This window comes from Williamsia sp. (assembly GCF_016462415.1).
Classification (GTDB): Bacteria; Actinomycetota; Actinomycetes; order Mycobacteriales; family Mycobacteriaceae; genus Williamsia_A.
Genome location: NZ_JAEMTF010000106.1, coordinates 1 through 15,249 on the forward strand (window position 1 = coordinate 1; position 15,249 = coordinate 15,249).

At 68.4% G+C, this 15,249-nt stretch carries 16 protein-coding genes; 5 read left to right on the forward strand and 11 right to left on the reverse strand.

The features are described from left to right. The coding region (locus JHC79_RS19445; protein WP_296393906.1) for an NAD(P)/FAD-dependent oxidoreductase at positions 1-1,490 on the reverse strand (1,490 nt) is incomplete at its 3' end. Positions 1,491-1,617: 127 nt separating this feature from the next. Next, positions 1,618-4,425: an ATP-binding cassette domain-containing protein gene (locus tag JHC79_RS19450; RefSeq protein WP_296393907.1), complete on the reverse strand. Its 2,808-nt coding sequence runs from the start codon at positions 4,423-4,425 to the stop codon at positions 1,618-1,620. A gap of 140 nt (positions 4,426-4,565) precedes the next feature. Here JHC79_RS19450 and JHC79_RS19455 point away from each other — a divergent pair, with 140 nt between their 5' ends. Then, on the forward strand, positions 4,566-5,585 hold the full coding sequence (locus JHC79_RS19455) for a crotonase/enoyl-CoA hydratase family protein (protein ID WP_296393909.1): 1,020 nt from the start codon (positions 4,566-4,568) through the stop codon (positions 5,583-5,585). A gap of 90 nt (positions 5,586-5,675) precedes the next feature. Here JHC79_RS19455 and JHC79_RS19460 read toward each other — a convergent pair whose 3' ends face one another. Beyond that, positions 5,676-6,005 carry a nuclear transport factor 2 family protein gene (locus tag JHC79_RS19460; RefSeq protein ID WP_296393911.1) on the reverse strand — a complete coding sequence of 110 codons (330 nt, stop codon included), beginning with the start codon at positions 6,003-6,005 and terminating at the stop codon, positions 5,676-5,678. 105 nt (positions 6,006-6,110) lie between these two features. On the opposite strand from JHC79_RS19460, the gene JHC79_RS19465 reads away from it, so the two are divergent. After that, positions 6,111-6,935, forward strand: coding sequence for a MerR family transcriptional regulator (locus tag JHC79_RS19465; protein WP_296393913.1), 825 nt, complete (start codon positions 6,111-6,113; stop codon positions 6,933-6,935). 15 nt (positions 6,936-6,950) lie between these two features. Here JHC79_RS19465 and JHC79_RS19470 read toward each other — a convergent pair whose 3' ends face one another. From JHC79_RS19470 to JHC79_RS19500, 7 genes are all read right to left on the reverse strand, one after another. Then, entirely contained in the window at positions 6,951-7,820 is an 870-nt protein-coding gene (locus JHC79_RS19470) for a diiron oxygenase (protein ID WP_296393932.1), read from the reverse strand. A 121-nt stretch (positions 7,821-7,941) separates the two neighbouring features. Next, positions 7,942-8,907 (reverse strand): Ku protein, encoded by a 966-nt coding sequence (locus tag JHC79_RS19475; RefSeq protein WP_296393915.1) that lies wholly within the window; start codon positions 8,905-8,907, stop codon positions 7,942-7,944. 121 nt (positions 8,908-9,028) lie between these two features. Further along, the gene (locus JHC79_RS19480) at positions 9,029-9,247 is read right to left on the reverse strand and encodes a ferredoxin (RefSeq protein WP_296393917.1); all 219 of its coding nucleotides are present in this window, start codon (positions 9,245-9,247) and stop codon (positions 9,029-9,031) included. Further along, positions 9,244-10,494, reverse strand: a complete 1,251-nt coding sequence (locus JHC79_RS19485; protein ID WP_296393919.1) for an NADH-ubiquinone oxidoreductase-F iron-sulfur binding region domain-containing protein — start codon at positions 10,492-10,494, stop codon at positions 9,244-9,246. Before JHC79_RS19485 ends, JHC79_RS19480 begins: the two co-directional genes overlap by 4 nt. After that, entirely contained in the window at positions 10,491-11,051 is a 561-nt protein-coding gene (locus JHC79_RS19490) for a ferric reductase-like transmembrane domain-containing protein (RefSeq protein WP_296393921.1), read from the reverse strand. Before JHC79_RS19490 ends, JHC79_RS19485 begins: the two co-directional genes overlap by 4 nt. Next, positions 11,048-11,977: an FAD:protein FMN transferase gene (locus JHC79_RS19495; protein ID WP_296393923.1), complete on the reverse strand. Its 930-nt coding sequence runs from the start codon at positions 11,975-11,977 to the stop codon at positions 11,048-11,050. Before JHC79_RS19495 ends, JHC79_RS19490 begins: the two co-directional genes overlap by 4 nt. A gap of 1 nt (position 11,978) precedes the next feature. Next, complete coding sequence (locus JHC79_RS19500; protein ID WP_296393925.1) at positions 11,979-12,281, reverse strand: hypothetical protein; 303 nt, start codon at positions 12,279-12,281, stop codon at positions 11,979-11,981. Positions 12,282-12,363: 82 nt separating this feature from the next. Here JHC79_RS19500 and JHC79_RS19505 point away from each other — a divergent pair, with 82 nt between their 5' ends. The 3 genes from JHC79_RS19505 (at position 12,364) to JHC79_RS19515 (ending at position 14,472) form a co-directional block, all read left to right on the forward strand. After that, positions 12,364-12,828, forward strand: a complete 465-nt coding sequence (locus JHC79_RS19505; RefSeq protein ID WP_296393927.1) for an NUDIX domain-containing protein — start codon at positions 12,364-12,366, stop codon at positions 12,826-12,828. 104 nt (positions 12,829-12,932) lie between these two features. Then, positions 12,933-13,964, forward strand: coding sequence for an NADP-dependent oxidoreductase (locus JHC79_RS19510; protein ID WP_296393928.1), 1,032 nt, complete (start codon positions 12,933-12,935; stop codon positions 13,962-13,964). A 40-nt stretch (positions 13,965-14,004) separates the two neighbouring features. Next, positions 14,005-14,472 (forward strand): SRPBCC family protein, encoded by a 468-nt coding sequence (locus tag JHC79_RS19515; protein ID WP_296393929.1) that lies wholly within the window; start codon positions 14,005-14,007, stop codon positions 14,470-14,472. A 1-nt stretch (position 14,473) separates the two neighbouring features. On the opposite strand, the gene JHC79_RS19520 is transcribed toward JHC79_RS19515, so the two are convergent. Beyond that, positions 14,474-15,037, reverse strand: a complete 564-nt coding sequence (locus tag JHC79_RS19520) for a hypothetical protein (RefSeq protein ID WP_296393931.1) — start codon at positions 15,035-15,037, stop codon at positions 14,474-14,476. Positions 15,038-15,249 lie beyond the last annotated feature (212 nt).

The window sequence follows — 15,249 nt, forward strand, 5'->3', positions numbered from 1 at the left end:
CCCGAGCCCACCTTCGCGGTGCCGAACTGCATCGACTCGGTGATCTTGTCGCGCCGGGCGTCGATGTTGTCCAGCAACACGTTTTGCCGGAAGGTCCACGGCCGGGCCGTGGACGACTTGGGCAACTCGTCGATCGCGCGCTGGATGTAGCCCGACTGCAGATCCAGAGCCGGGACCTCGGGCAGCGTCTGACCGCGACGATCCGGGTAGGCGTGGGTGTAACCGTGCTTGTCCATGTAGTGGATCAGCTCGGCCACCGACTTCGCGGTGACGTCGGCCCGCAGCGTCCACGACGCGTTGGTGTAGCCCAGCGACCACGCGAAGTTCGGGACTTCCTCGAGCATGCGCCCGCGGTAGAGGAACTTCTCGTTCGGCTTGAGTTCTGCGCCGTCGATGCTGAGATCGATGCCGCCGAACGCCAGCACCTGCAGGCCGGTCGCGGTGACGACGATGTCGGCGTCGAGATGCTGCCCGGACGTCAACGCGATTCCGGCCGAGTCGAAATGGTCGATGTGGTCGGTGACGACCTCGGCCTTGCCGGACTTGATCGCACGGAACAGGTCGGCGTCCGGGATCACGCACAGCCGCTGGTCCCACGGGTTGTAGGACGGGTTGAAGTGCTTGTCCACGTCGTAACCCTCGGGGAGGATGCGGGTGGCCAATCCGCGCAGCAGCTTTCGCGCGCGATCCGGGAAGCGCCGGCAGAAGAGATAGAACCCGAGCGCGACACCGGCGTTCTTCTGGCGGATCACCCGGTGAGCGAGCTTCGCGGGCAACACCTTCCGCAACCGCTGAGCGGTCTTGTCCACCAGCGGCAGCACCGTGATGTAGGTGGGCGAGCGCTGCAGCATCGTCACGTGCTCGGCGTCGCGAGACATGGTCGGGATGAGCGTGATGGCGGTCGCGCCGCTGCCGATGACGACGACCTTCTTGCCCGTGTAGTCGAGGTCCTCCGGCCACTGCTGCGGGTGCACGATGGTGCCTGCGAAGTCGCCGATCCCGGGGAAGTCCGGGGTGTAGCCACCGTCGTAGTCGTAGTACCCGGTGCACAGGTAGAGGAAGCGCGACGAGTAGGTGACCGGGGTGCCGTCGACCGTCGCGTCGACCGTCCAGCGGTCGACGGTGCGGTCGAAGTCGGCGCGCAGCACGTGCACGCCGTGCCGGATGTTCTTGTCGATGCCGAACTCGCGGGCGGTGTCGACGAGGTACTGACGAATGTCGCCGCCGTCGGCGATGCTGCGCTCACCCTCCCACGGACGGTAGGGGTAGCTGAGCGTGAAGATGTCGCTGTCGGAGCGGACGCCCGGGTAGCGGAACAGGTCCCAGGTGCCTCCGATGTTCTCGCGACGCTCGAGGATCGCGTAGCTCAGCCCGGGATTGCGCTCATGGACGCGGTAGGCGGCGTTGATGCCGGACAGGCCGGCTCCGATGATGAGGACATCGCGGAACTCGACTGCGGAATCGCTGCGCTGCTCAGATGCTTGCGTCATTGCTCACCCTCTCGATGCGGCCGCTCCGACGGGCTGTCCACGGTCGGCCAGTTATTGACTATCTGACAATAGCGCGCTTATTGACCAAATTTCAATAGCGTGACGTGTTCCATGGTACGTCGGTGTATCACCCCAGTACGAGGGCTGCGGCGACGATCGCCACGAGGCCCGCGATCACCACCACGTCGAGCAGTCCCGGCCGTCGGTCGGGCCGCGACACCGACCCGATGCCACCGCGGTTGTCCATCGACGCGGCGACCTCGCGCGCGTTCTGGGCGGCCAGCGCGCACGCGATCGGCATGCACGCCGACCACTGCTCGGCACGGTCACGCACCGAGCGTTGTCCGGGCAGTCGGCGTTGTGCCACCGTCTGCAGCAGCACCCGGAAGTCGCCGATCATGAACGGCAGCAACCGCAGCGCAACGGTCACCGCCACCGCCACCGACTGCGCCGGGACACCGACCTTGGCCGCGTACCCGACCAGGCGCTGCGAGAACGCGGGCACCTCGACCATCGGGGTGGTCCAGCAGAACAGCAACGACACATAGAACGAGATGATGGTGATCGAGATCAGGATCGCCCATGTACTCGCGCCGCCGAGGCCGAGCTCGACCCCGGCGATCGTCACGAACGGTGCCCCGCCACCCATCGCGGTGACGAACCCACCGCCGAGCATCACCAGGAAGATCCACCACGGCAGTCGCGGGAGCGCGGCGACAGGCACTCGACCGGCCGCCGTCCAGGCGACCGCGATGATGACCGCGGCGGCGACGCTCACCCATGTGGGGTTGATGCCGAACATCAGCGCGAGCGCAGCGATCGCGAAGACCTTGCTCCCCACCCACAGGCGCTTGGCGGGAGACGTCCCGGGCAGCACACGCCCGACCACACCGGCCAACGACGCGCGTGAGGACCGCGCGAGTCGCACGGGGCCGGGCACGATCTGCGGGACCTCCAGCAGTCGGTCGGCGATCGGTGTCAGCTCGTCGACGTCGTGGGTGACCACGATCAGCGTCGTCCCGGAGGCCCGCACCCGGGCGAGAGCGGTCACCATCGCCACCCGGGACGGTTCGTCCAGACCGGCGAGGGGTTCGTCGAGCACGAGCACCCGCGGTCGAGCTGCGAGCAGACCGGCCAGCGCGACCCGTCGCTGCTGACCGACGCTGAGATGGTCGACGCGCTGATCGGCGATCGACCGGTCGAGACCCATCTCGCGCAGGGACTCGACGATCACCGGATTGGTCGACGAGATCAGGCCGGCGGCGTCGGCGATGTCGTCCCGCACGCGCGCCCGCACCAACGACAGCCGCGCGTACTGGTGACCGAACAGGGCGCCGGTGCGGTTGTTCTGGACCGGGGCGCCGTCGAGCAGGACGACTCCCTCGTCAGGCCGCTCGATTCCGGCCAGCAGGCGGGCCAACGTCGACTTGCCCGCACCATTGGCGCCGGTGACCAGCACCGTCTGACCCGCCTCGATGGTCAGATCCACCTGCGCGAGCACATCGCGATGCCAGGGGGTGCCGCTGTCGTGCGCGAAGCGCAGTCCGCGGACGTCGATACGGCCGCCACCGGCAACCACCCGGCCACGTGCCGATGTCGGCGCCTCGTGGGTGGCGGTGTCGCCGCCGGGAACGGCGATCGTGTGGTCGGACTTCTCGATCTCATCGGAGTCGTGGGTGATGTGGACGACGGTGGTGCCCGTGTCGGCCAGGCCGCGATAGACGCCCATCAACTCGTCGCGACCGGACTTGTCGACCATCGCGGTGCTCTCGTCGCTGACGAGCAGCTGCGGGCCGCGGGCCAGGGCGCCGGCGATCGCGAGGCGTTGCAACTGGCCGCCGGACAGGCGCGCGGTCTCGGCGTCGAGACCCACGTGCAGTCCGACGCGGCCGAGCAGGACCGTCGCCTGCTGCGGCGTGAGATGCGGATCGCCCCAGGCGAGGTCGTCACCCACCTGCAGGCCGAGAACACTCGTCTCGGGTCGCTGCCCGATGACCGCGGTGCCGCCGGGTGCGCCGAGTCCGGGGTTGCCTCGACGGAACACGCTGCCCGTCGTCGGCCGACGGCCCGAGATGACACCCGCGAGCGTGGACTTGCCGGCACCGTTGCGGCCGGTGACGCTGACGAGTCCGCCGACGCCGATGTCGGCGTTGATCCCGGAGATCGTGGGCATGATCGCTCCGGGGTGGGTGACCGACACGTCGCGCAGCGACAGGGGCACCGGGGCGATGAGGCCCGTCTCCTCGACGACCGAGTCGGTGACCGGTTCACCGAGACGCTTCATCAGGGAGACCACGGGCGCGCGGACGACCACGGCGGTCGCCATCGCGGCCAGCACCACACCGAGCAGGGTGCCGACGCTGATGGTGATCGGCCAGACCCGAAGTGCCGTTGTCACCGCACGGTCCAGCGATTGCACGTCGGTGAACCCGGCGTTGGACAGGATCCTGGCGGTACCGCCCACGCCGTTGCGGATCTGGTCGAACATGAACTCGCGGTAGGTGGCGAACACCGCCAGGATGCCGGTGAAGAACACGGCTGCCGGGATGCCCAACGCGACGATCGACACCCCGAAGGTCGTCGGCGCCGACCAGCGGCGCCGGATCGCGATGCCGCAGAAGACGCCCATCACGGCCGCGGAGCCCACCATGTTCGCGGTGCCGTAGCCACCGAACAGCAGGGCGACGATCCAGCCGGTGACCCCGGCGAGGACTCCGACGCGGAGTCGTCTCCGGGCGCCGAGCAGCGCGAACGGGATCGACGAGACCAGGATCGCGGCGCCCGCGATGGGCAGCACCCGGCTGAGCACACAGATCGCTGCGGCGACGTCGGCGAACGCCGCGGCCTCGGCGGCCTCGATCGCGGTGATGGGTCGCCGGGTGCGCTTGCGTTGTGGTTGCTCCAGCACCCGATCGGAGTCCAGGACGGAACTCATGGCCACCGTCCTCTCGGTTTGGTACAGATGGTGTCTGTTCCAGGGTGCCAGAGCGGTGGAGCCAGGGTTCGGCGCGAGACTCGCGGATCGACGACCATCCCCCCGATGGACCATCCGACCGACGACGAAAGACTGCATCGATGAGCACCGAGAGCGAGAAGAGCGCGGCGGAGAGGCCGGCGGCCTGGCGTGAGGGATGGGACGAGGGCATCGACTCGCTCTATGCGGCGACCCGCGACACTCCCCCACCGGATTCGCTGGAGTTCCCGACGCTGACCTACGAGGTGACCGGACGCATCGCGCGGATCACGTTCAACCGGCCCAAGCAGGGCAATGCGATCACCGCAGACACCCCGCTCGATCTCGTCGCGTCGGTCGAACGTGCCGACCTCGATCCACGGGTGCACGTCATCCTGTTATCCGGTCGGGGCAAGGGGTTCTGCGGTGGGTACGACCTCGGCGCGTTCGCCGAGCGGAGCCAACGGCCCGAAGGGGATGGCCCCGACCGTGTCCGCGACACCCCGCTGGACCCGAGGGTGCAGGCGGCCAATCACGATCCGAGCGGCGTCTGGGATCCGATGATCGACTACGCAATGATGAGCCGCTACAACCGTGGGTTCGCGAGCCTGATGCACGCCAACAAGCCCGTCGTCGCCAAGCTGCACGGCTTCTGCGTGGCCGGCGGCACCGACATCGCCCTGCACTGCGACCAGATCATCGCCGCCGACGACACCAAGATCGGCTACCCGCCCACCCGCGTGTGGGGTGTTCCGGCCACCGGGCTGTGGGCGCATCGCATCGGAGACCAGCGCGCAAAGCGACTGCTGTTCACCGGCGACTGCATCACCGGTCGCCAGGCACTGGAGTGGGGACTCGCCGTCGACGCCGCACCGGCCGAGGAACTCGATCAGCTCGTCGAGGACTACGTCGCGCGCATCGCGCAGATGCCGGTGAACCAGTTGATGATGATCAAGTTGGCGCTGAACTCCGCGTTGCACGCCCAGGGCATCGCCAACTCGGCGTTGATCAGCACCGTCTTCGACGGGGTGTCGCGACACAGTCGTGAGGGGTACGCGTTCCAGACCCGTTCGGCCACAGTCGGCTTCCGCCAGGCCGTCCGCGAGCGCGACGAGGCATTCGGGGATCAGAAGAAGTCCTGATCCTGGCGCGGGTGGCGAAAGTCTGCAGTCAGCGGGCCGGCATGGACCATACGTCCATGCCGACGCTGTGAGAGCCGACTTTCGCCGTCGTCAGGGGTTGCCGATCACGAGCCCACGGATCAGACCCTCGTCGTCGATCTCGAAGCGGAAGCGGAGATCGACCGGACTGCCGGGGAAGTCGCCGGAGATCTCGGCGACGGCGTCGTGGCCTGAGCCGACCGCGGCAATGGAACGGACGCCGTAGCGCACCGGCGGCACCTCGGTCCGCCACGCACGGATCTCGTCGATGCCGCGGCGAGTCTTGCCCTCGTCCACCACGACGGCATCCGTGGCGAACTGGGCGAAGTACGCGTCGGTGTCGGCTGCGGGCGCCAGCTCGAAATAGCGGCGGATGATGTCGCTGGAAACGGTCGTGGTCATGAGATGTCCTCCTTCGGTGGGTGTTCGACGACCACGCTGGGCGTTCCCGCGGGGAGAGGGTCAAGTCCTCGACCTTCCCCCGGCGGGAGAGTTCATACTCGTCCCATGAGCGACGGGCTGACGATCGGGGAGTTCTCGCGTATCACCCATCTCTCGGTCAAAGCGCTGCGCCGCTATCACGAGTCCGGGCTGCTCGAGCCGGCGTCCGTGGACGCGCACAGCGGCTACCGCCGCTACTCGCTCGACCAGGTGCCCACGGCACAGCTGATCCATCGGTTCCGCGACCTCGACATGCCGTTGTCGGAGATCGCACAGGTCGTCTCCACCCCGGACCCCACCGAACGGGCCGCGCTGATCCGCACGCACCTCGAACGGCTGGAGCGACAATTGGATTCGACCCGGGCAGCGGTGTCGTCGCTGCGGCGGCTGCTCGATCCGTCGCCACCGCCGGTCGAGATGGCGCTCCGACACCACGACGCCCATCGGGTCGCGGCGATCTCCGAGATCGTCGACTCCGCCGACATCCTCGACTGGTACAGCGCGGCGATGTCGGAGATCGACCGCGCACTGGTGGTCTCACGCACCACACCCACCGGACCGCCCGCGGGGCTCTATGACAACGAACTCTTCACCGACGGCCGTGGGCGCATGACCGTGTACATCCCGGCCGACGATCCGCCGACCCGCGGACGCGTCCACAGCCTCGGACTCGACGCCGCCGACCGCGCGGTGACCGTGCATCGCGGCGCACACGACGACATCGACATCACCTACGGACAACTCGGACGACATCTCACCGAACAGGGACTGGCGATCGCGGGTCCGGTGCAGGAGGTCTACCTCTGCGGTCCCCGCGACACCGACGACAACACGCGCTGGCGCACCGAGATCGGGTGGCCCGTGCTGCGGGTCGAGTCGTCGCCGATCTGACCGACGAGACGCCGACTACAGCAGATGCGTACGCCGGTAGATCTTTTCGGCGGTCGGTGTCAGTAGTCCGACCTCGTCGAGGAACTGCATCAGGTGCACGCAGCCGGCCCGCAACATCCGGTGCCGGTGCTCGTTCGACACCATCGCGCCCATCGCGCGGTGCTTGTCCAGACCTGCATCGACGAACGCCTGTGGCCGAACGAGATTGAGTACGATCATCTCGGCACCGAGGGCGACGAGCACCGCACTGCTCTCCCGCCGAAGGCGACCGACCCCCGCCATCGACCCACGCACCTGCTCCCGCGCGAACCGCATGTGCCGGGACTCCTCGAGCACGTGGATCTCGTTGACGGTGTGGATCATCGGCAACACGCTGTCGTCGCCGATGGACCCGCGCTGCATGACGTCGAGGATCTCCTCGGCGATCAGGATCCCCGCGTACGCCACCTCGTTCTTGGCGGTGTTCATGAAGACCTTGCCCATGCGGGCCACCCGACGTGACGGGTGGTACGACGCCCCGACCATCTTCTGCGACGCGAGCGCGAACATCAGGGAGTGCCTGCATTCGTCGGCGACCTCGGTCATCGCGAACTGGAACTCCGGCGAGTGGTAGTCGGCGTTCCGCTGGTCACGGATGATCATCTCCTGCAGCATCATCTCGAACCAGATGCCGATGGTCATGACCGACGCGAACTCGTAGCGGGTCAGCCGGACCCGTTGCTCGCTGGTCAGCTCATCCCAGTACTCGGTCCCGTACAGCGCAGACCACTCCGGGCGACACGCGTACATCGTCGGGTCCAGGGGGAGGTCCCAGTCGATCTCGGTCATCGCGTTGCGCGACGATCGGGTCGAGGACTCCACCAGACGGCTCGAGACCTGGTCCATGCCCTGGTCCAACGAGCTCTGCAGCACCGTCACGAGACGCTCCCACCATTGAATGTGCCATTCACCAGTGTCACTGTATACGCCCAGGAGAGATCGGCAACAGTGCGAACGATCCGAGGGCTCAGCCGGCTTTGCGCTCGGCGGTCTTCTTGGCGGGGGCCTTCTTGGCGGTGGTCTTCTTGGCGGTGGTCTTCTTCGCCGCCGCCTTCTTGGCCGGGGCTTTCTTGGCCGCGGCCTTCTTTGCGGGCGCCTTGGCAGCCGGCGCCTTGTCCTCCGACGATTCGGCCTCGTCGGAACCGCCTCGGTTCTTCACCGATGCCCGCAGCGCGGCGAGCAGGTCGGCAACCTCGGAGTCCTCGTCGTCGTCGGAGTCCGACTTCTCGGGGGTCGGGAACGCTTCGGTGCCGTCGGCTTTCGCCTCGATCAGTTTCGACAGCTCGAGCTGGTAGGTGTCCTCGTGTTCGGACGGGTCGAAATCACCGGCCATGCTGTCGATGAGCGACGCGGCCATCTCGAGTTCCTGCGGCCGGATGGTCGGCTCCTCCTCGAGCGACGGGAAATTCGCCTCACGGACCTCATCGGGCCAGAGCAGTGTCTGCAGTGTCATCACGTTGCCGACCACCCGCAGCGCGGCCAGCCGGGTCCGGTTGCGCAGGGTGAACGTCACGACGGCCACGCGGTCGGTGTCGGCGAGAGCCTGCCGCAACAGCACGTAGGCCTTGGGCGACTTCGACGCCGGCTCGAGGTAGTACGGCTTGTCGTAGTAGATCGGGTCGATCTGCTCGCGCGGGACGAACCCGGTGATCGAGATCTCGGGGCTGCGTTGCACCGGCAGCTCGGCGAGGTCGGACTTGGTGAGGATCACCGTCTCGCCGCTGTCGCTCTCGTATGCGTTGGCGATGTCGGAGAACTGCACCTCGTCATCGGTTCCCTCACGGACCTTGCGGTACCGGATCCGGGTCCCGTCCTTGGAGTCGACCTGGTGCGAACTGCGGTCGTGGCTCTCCGTCGCCGAATAGACCTTGACCGGCACGTTCACCAGGCCAAAGCTCAGATCGCCTTTCCAGATCGAGCGCATGGACATCATTGTGCCGACACCGTGCTCCCGGCGCAGCCCCCTGTGTGCATTCCGTGACCTCCTGTTCGCCCCCGCGCACACGGGCATGCACGCCGGGGTCGTCAGGTCAGACCGTCACCGATCCCGAAAGTCATCGCCGATCGGTGTCGACAATGCTCAGCGCGAGGCGGGGGCAGGCCTTCACGGCGCGCTTCGCACGCCGGTGCGCGGTCGCGTCGATACCCGGTTCACGCTCTCCCCGAACGCTGACCGGGTAACCCCACTCGTCTCTGTCGAAGGTCTCCGGCAGGAGTTCGACGCACAGCCCGCGGCCGTCGCACCGAGTCCAGTCCACGTGCAGCCGACTCATCGCCGCCCTCCCGTCGCGCTGCAGCGACCCATCGCGTGCGCGGCGGCATCGTCGGCGAACACCGCACACGCCGACCGCACCATGCGGGCGGTGCCGTCGGGATGACTGCACGCGCCGCGCTTGTCGATGGTGTCGGCCAGGCGCACAACCCGTGCGGCGTTCTCGGCGCCGCCGCGGGCGAGCAGCTCGGCCATGGCCGCTGCGAGGGCAGGCAACCCGAATCGGCACGGTCCGCACTGCCCTGCCGTCTCACCGGCGAGATAGTCGACGATGGCCGACGCCGCGGACAGTCCGCACTCGTCGCGACGCAGGTAGCGCAGCACCCCGGCGCCGGGACTGGCGCCGACGCTGCTCAGGGTGCGGGCCGACATCGACAGGCGACCGACATCGGCACGGCCGATCCAGGTTCCGTGGAACCCACCCACCAGGACGGCGCGCAGATCGGCGGGGTCGAGCGAGGGCACTCGACGCAGCACCGCACCCATCGGCGTGCCCATGTCGACCTCGAGCACCCCGTCGATCGCGTCGACGCCGCCGAGCGTGACCAACATCGTGCCCGGCTCGTCAGCGGTACCGCGCTCACGGAACCACCGTGGCCCACCGCGTGCGATGAGCGCCAGGTGAGCGAGGGTCTCGACGTTGTGTACCAGGGTGGGTCGACCGTTCAGACCGGCCACCGCGGTGCCGCGTCGCTGATCCCGCGGGACTCCCGGTCCGCCGGCGATACGGTCGATGAGCGCACTCTTTTCTCCGTCGACGAAACGCCCCGGTGTCCCGATCACCGTGATCGCGGTTGCATCCCAACCAGATCCGCGCCGAGCCCGGATGACCGCCTCGAGTCGTGCGACGCGGTGCGTCGGGACGCACAGGTAGGCGGCGTCGGCGCCGATCGCCGACACGGCCGCGCTCAGACCGTCGAGGACCAGATGCGGTGACCGGTCGAGCAGGACGGCGTCCTTGCGGCTCAGCGGCTCTCCCTCGGCGCCGTTGGCGATGACCACCGGGACGCCCGATGCGCGGTCGGTCGCGGCGAGCTTGCGCGCTGAGGGGAACGCAGCGCCGCCACGCCCTGTCAGTCCGGCGGCCTGCGCCATGGCGATCAGGTCGGCTCCACGGGAGGGCAGGGCCCCGTGGATCTGCCGGTGCCGGTCGAGGTCGTCGCCGGCTCCGGTGAGCAGGCGCGGGGCCCGGGTTCCGGACGAGGCCTGGCCAACCGTGTCCGGTGGCGGCGCTGTGGACGTGGTCATCGCAGTGACACCTCTCGGGTGCGGTGGAACTCGGTGAAGTCGGCCCGCAGTCGCAGCGTCAGCGCCACGAGCACGGCCAGGATGGTGATGGCGACCAGGACGATCATCCAGGCGTCACCGGTGTCGCTGCCGCTGCCCAGCCCGTGGGCGAGCGCCACCGGCCACATGGCGTAGCTGATCCAATGGACCCCGCGGAACACCCTGTGGCCCAGACGGTGTCGCAACAGGCTGGTGACGATGACGACGATCGTCATGTCGAGGGTGAGGGTTCCCAGACCGACCCAGAACCACTCGTATCCGCCGCCGAACGGGACGACGACGTCGACGAGGTCGAGTTGGGCGTAGGGGTCGATCACCAGCGTCGTGACGTGGAGCGCGATCAGCAGGGTCGCCGACAGGGACGCGAACTGGTGGATCGCGACCACCCCGAACCGCGGCAGCCCGAAGACACTTCGCCCGGATCGACCCGCGATCCCGAGTACGAGCGACACCGTCAGCATCAACAGTGCGGTGATGCCGGTACCGCGACCCAGCGCCCACAGCGCCTCGTCGGTCATGCCGCGAGTCGGTCGGGAGCAGGCCAACCGTTGCACCCGATGATCGAGCGGTCGGCGGCGACCAGGCGGGCCGGGAGTCCGGTCGCCGCAACCCAGTCGGCTCCGGCGGCACCCTTGACGATGCATGCGGTGCTGACGGTGTTCGCGTCGACGCAGCGCCGCGCGACCACGGTGACGGTGCGCCACCGCACGTCGGCGGGCAGGCCGGTGGCGGGGTCGATGATGTGGTGCATCGACCGGCCGCGATGACGCCACCGTCGATGCAGTGTGCTCGAGGTGGCCACGGAGCAGTCGCCCTGCAGGGCGATCTGGACGCTCGGTTCACCGGGACCGTCGTCGACGAGGATCTGCCACCCACCCGCCGGGGTCTCACCGCGTGCCGCGATGTCACCGCCGAGATCGAGCAGCACCCCGCACCCGATCTCGTCGACGATCACGTCGGCGGCGAGGTCGGCCGCGACTGCTTTCGCGGTCGCCCCGAGGTCGAGGGTGATGCCCTCGGGGACGGTGAGGGTGTCGCCGTGGCGACCGATCATCGTGTGGTCGGCCGGGCGGATCCGAATGCGCGGCATGCCGTCTCCGCGGTCGGCCTGAGCCGGATCGGCCACCACGGCCGCGAGATCACGGTCGTACCCGAGGGAGACCAACGCCTGTCCCACAGTGGGATCCACCGCACCGTCCGATGCGCGGGCGGCGTCGAGGGCTGCGTCGACGAGGGTGCTCAGCGCCGGCGAGATCCGCGTCGGGCGTCCGCGTCGGATCGATTTGCCGTAGAGCTCGGCGTCCGGCCGGAATCGGCTGCAGGCTCGGTCGACGTCGGCCAGGATCGTCTCCACGATCGCCCGTGCGTCACTCAGCCGCCGCGGATCGGTCACGGTCAGCGACGCGTCGAGACCCCAGATCTGCCAGGTGCATGCGGCGGTCATCTCAGGACCCGCTCGTCTGCGCGTGGCTGTCGCCGGATCCGGCCGACACGCTCGGGCTGTCCCCGAAGGTGGACGTCCCCGTCGAGGTGTCGGACGACGCGGAACCGTCGGTGGTCGACGTCGACCCTGTGTCGGTCGTTGCGGCACCGTCGGTACCGGTCGTCGTCGAGGTGTCCTGCACGGTCGTCGACGAGGTGTCGGCGTAGGCGACACCGGTGGTGATGCCGACCGCGGCGAGTGCGCCCATGGTCAACGATGCGGCAGCGATGCGTACCCGCCGGATACCGCGTTCTGGAGTGATCACGACACTCTCCCTTCTCCTGTGCGCTCCAGTGTCGGGATCGCGGCTGTGAGGTCACTGAGTCGCTGCTGGGAGTGTCCCGGTGATGAGCAGGCATCATGGGCGCGTGCCCGACACCTCCCCCGACGCCCCGGTCATCCACGTGTCAGCGGTGGTCATCACCGACACCGCCGGTCGGATCCTGACCGTCCGCAAGCGCGGCACCAGCACATTCATGCTTCCCGGCGGCAAGTTCGAGTCCGGGGAGTCGCCTGCCGATGCAGCCGTACGGGAGAGCGCCGAGGAGGTCGGGGTGATCGTCGACGCCGCCGTCCTGGAACTCCTCGGCCACTTCCGGGCCGACGCGGCCAACGAGCCCGACCACCTCGTCGACGCGCATGTCTACGTCGTCGCAGGCGAGCACGACGCCGCCGACGTCCTCGCCGGCGTGCCCGCATCCGAGATCGATGAGGTCCGCTGGCTGGATCTGCGACACGGGGACGTCGGGGTTCCGCTGGCTCCCCTGCTGACCGATCGGGTGTGGCCTGCCCTCGCCGATCGCGCCCGGTGATGTGGCCCTGTGAGTCACGGCACCGCCCCCGCCCTTGTGGAACAAAGTGCCACGAAGCTCTCGTTACGCGGAGCAAGAAGTTCGGACACGCATGAAGGAGCGAGATGACCAGCGAGCAGCAGACCACCCGACGGATCGTCCTGGCGGCACGGCCGCACGGCGAGCCGAAGGACTCCGACTTCCGATTCGAGGAGGCCACCCTCCCCGAGCTCGGTGACGGACAGGCGCTGTTGCAGACGCTGGACCTGTCGCTCGACCCGTACATGCGGGGACGGATGAGTTCGGCCAAGTCGTACGCGGCGCCGGTGGAGATCGATCAGACCATGGTCGGCGCGACCGTCTCGCGCGTGCTGAAGTCCACCGACTCCGCCGTCGCGCCCGGCGACATCGTCCTGGGCTACGGCGGCTGGCAGACCCATTCGGTCGAGTCCACCTCGTACCTGCGCACACTCGACACCAGCTCCGTACCGGCATCGACCGCACTCGGCGTCCTCGGGATGCCGGGGTTCACCGCGTACTCCGGTCTGCTGACCATCGGGGCGCCCAAGGAGGGCGAGACCGTCGTCGTCGCCGCGGCCACCGGGCCCGTCGGCTCCGCTGTCGGACAGATCGCGAAGATCAAGGGCGCCCGCGCCGTCGGTATCGCCGGCGGCCCGGACAAGGTCGCCTACCTCACCGACGAGCTCGGTTTCGACGCCGCGATCGACCACCGCGCCGACGACTTCGCCGATCAGCTCAAGGCAGCCGTACCCGGTGGCATCGACGTGTATTTCGAGAACGTGGGCGGCAAGGTCTTCGACGCGGTGCTGCCGCGGATGAACACCTACGGTCGGATCCCGGTGTGCGGCCTGGTGGCCAACTACAACCTCACCGATCTGCCCGACGGGCCCGATCGCAGCGGCGCCCTGATGGGTCAGATCCTCTCCCGCAGCCTGACCGTGCGCGGGTTCATCCAGACCGAGTTCGCGAAGGACCAGTTCGACTCGTTCCTGCGGGACGCGTCGGGCTGGGTCGCCGATGGATCGCTGAAGTACCGCGAGCACGTCGTCGAGGGCTTCGACAACACCCTCGACGCGTTCCGCGGCATGCTCTCGGGCAAGAACTTCGGCAAGACGGTGGTGCGGATCTCCGAGTGACGCCTAGGCCAACGATCTGGTCCACGGTTACGGTCGGATCATGAGCAATCTGACGCATTCCGACTCGATCGTCATCGACACGACGCCAGACGCGCTGTACGCGTTGGTCTCCGACGTGACCCGCACCGGGGAGTGGAGTCCGATCTGCGCGGCGTGCTGGTGGGACGAGGGGCAGGGCCCCGAGGTGGGTGCGTGGTTCACCGGACGCAACGAAACCCCCGATCGGACCTGGGAGACCCGATCGGAGGTCGTCGTCGCGACACCCGGCGAGGAGTTCGCTTGGAAGGTGGGCGGGAAGTACAGCCGCTGGGGTTATTCCCTCGAGCCAGCCGACGGTGGCACCCGACTCACCGAGTCGTGGCACTTCACCGACGACGGCATCGCCTTCTTCCACGAGAAGTACGGCGACGAGGCACAGGCTCAGATCCAGAACCGGATCGACGCCGCACACACCGGCATCCCTGCGACCCTCGCCGCGATCAAGAAGATAGCCGAGCAGTCGGGCTAGGTCAGCTCGCGACGCGGCGCGCGATGGTGCTGGCGAGGCCCGACGCGATCTGTGTCGCGCGCTGCTGCTCGCCCTGTTGGGCACCGAGGACGACGATGGTTCCGGTGAGCACCGGCAGGGCCCACTGCAGGTAGCGGAGCTGCTTCTGGGCGTTGGCGACCTCGGGAGGGGTGGTGGGTGCGGGATCGGTCGCGCCGTGCACTGGCGAGCCGTCGCCCTCCACCGTCTTCGCGCCGAGCATGCCGCTGTAGACCGTCGCGCCCAGGGCCGCACCGGTCACGACGAGCTTGGTGACGGTGTTGGCCCGCACGCCGGCCTGATGTGCCGCGCGCCCACGGTTGTCATAGAGCACGACGGCGCCGCCGACGACGTGCGCTGCGATCGCTGCGGCATTGGCGGGCGACCATTTGGCCCAACCGACGGCCGCGACACGAGCACGGTCCCTGGGGTCGCGGACCGCGGCGGCCGCTCCGTTGACGCCGAGGGCGCCCATCAGCGAACCACCGAACCAGGCTGCGGCACCGAGATCGTGGAGTGAACGGGAAGTGGTGATGCGTACGGACATCGGGAGTCCTCTCGGGACATGTCGCTCACGGCCGTCGGACGAACCGACGAGCGGGCGAAGAGCACGACAACAACGGCCGTCTTCAGGCGTGGGATGTGTTGTCGCTACGAATGAATCCGCGACCGGCGATTTCCCGGAGCGGGTGGACGAACCGGGGTTCGGTCGACCCGACTGACTTCAGGAGCAACTACTCCACCGTAGACCGAAATCGC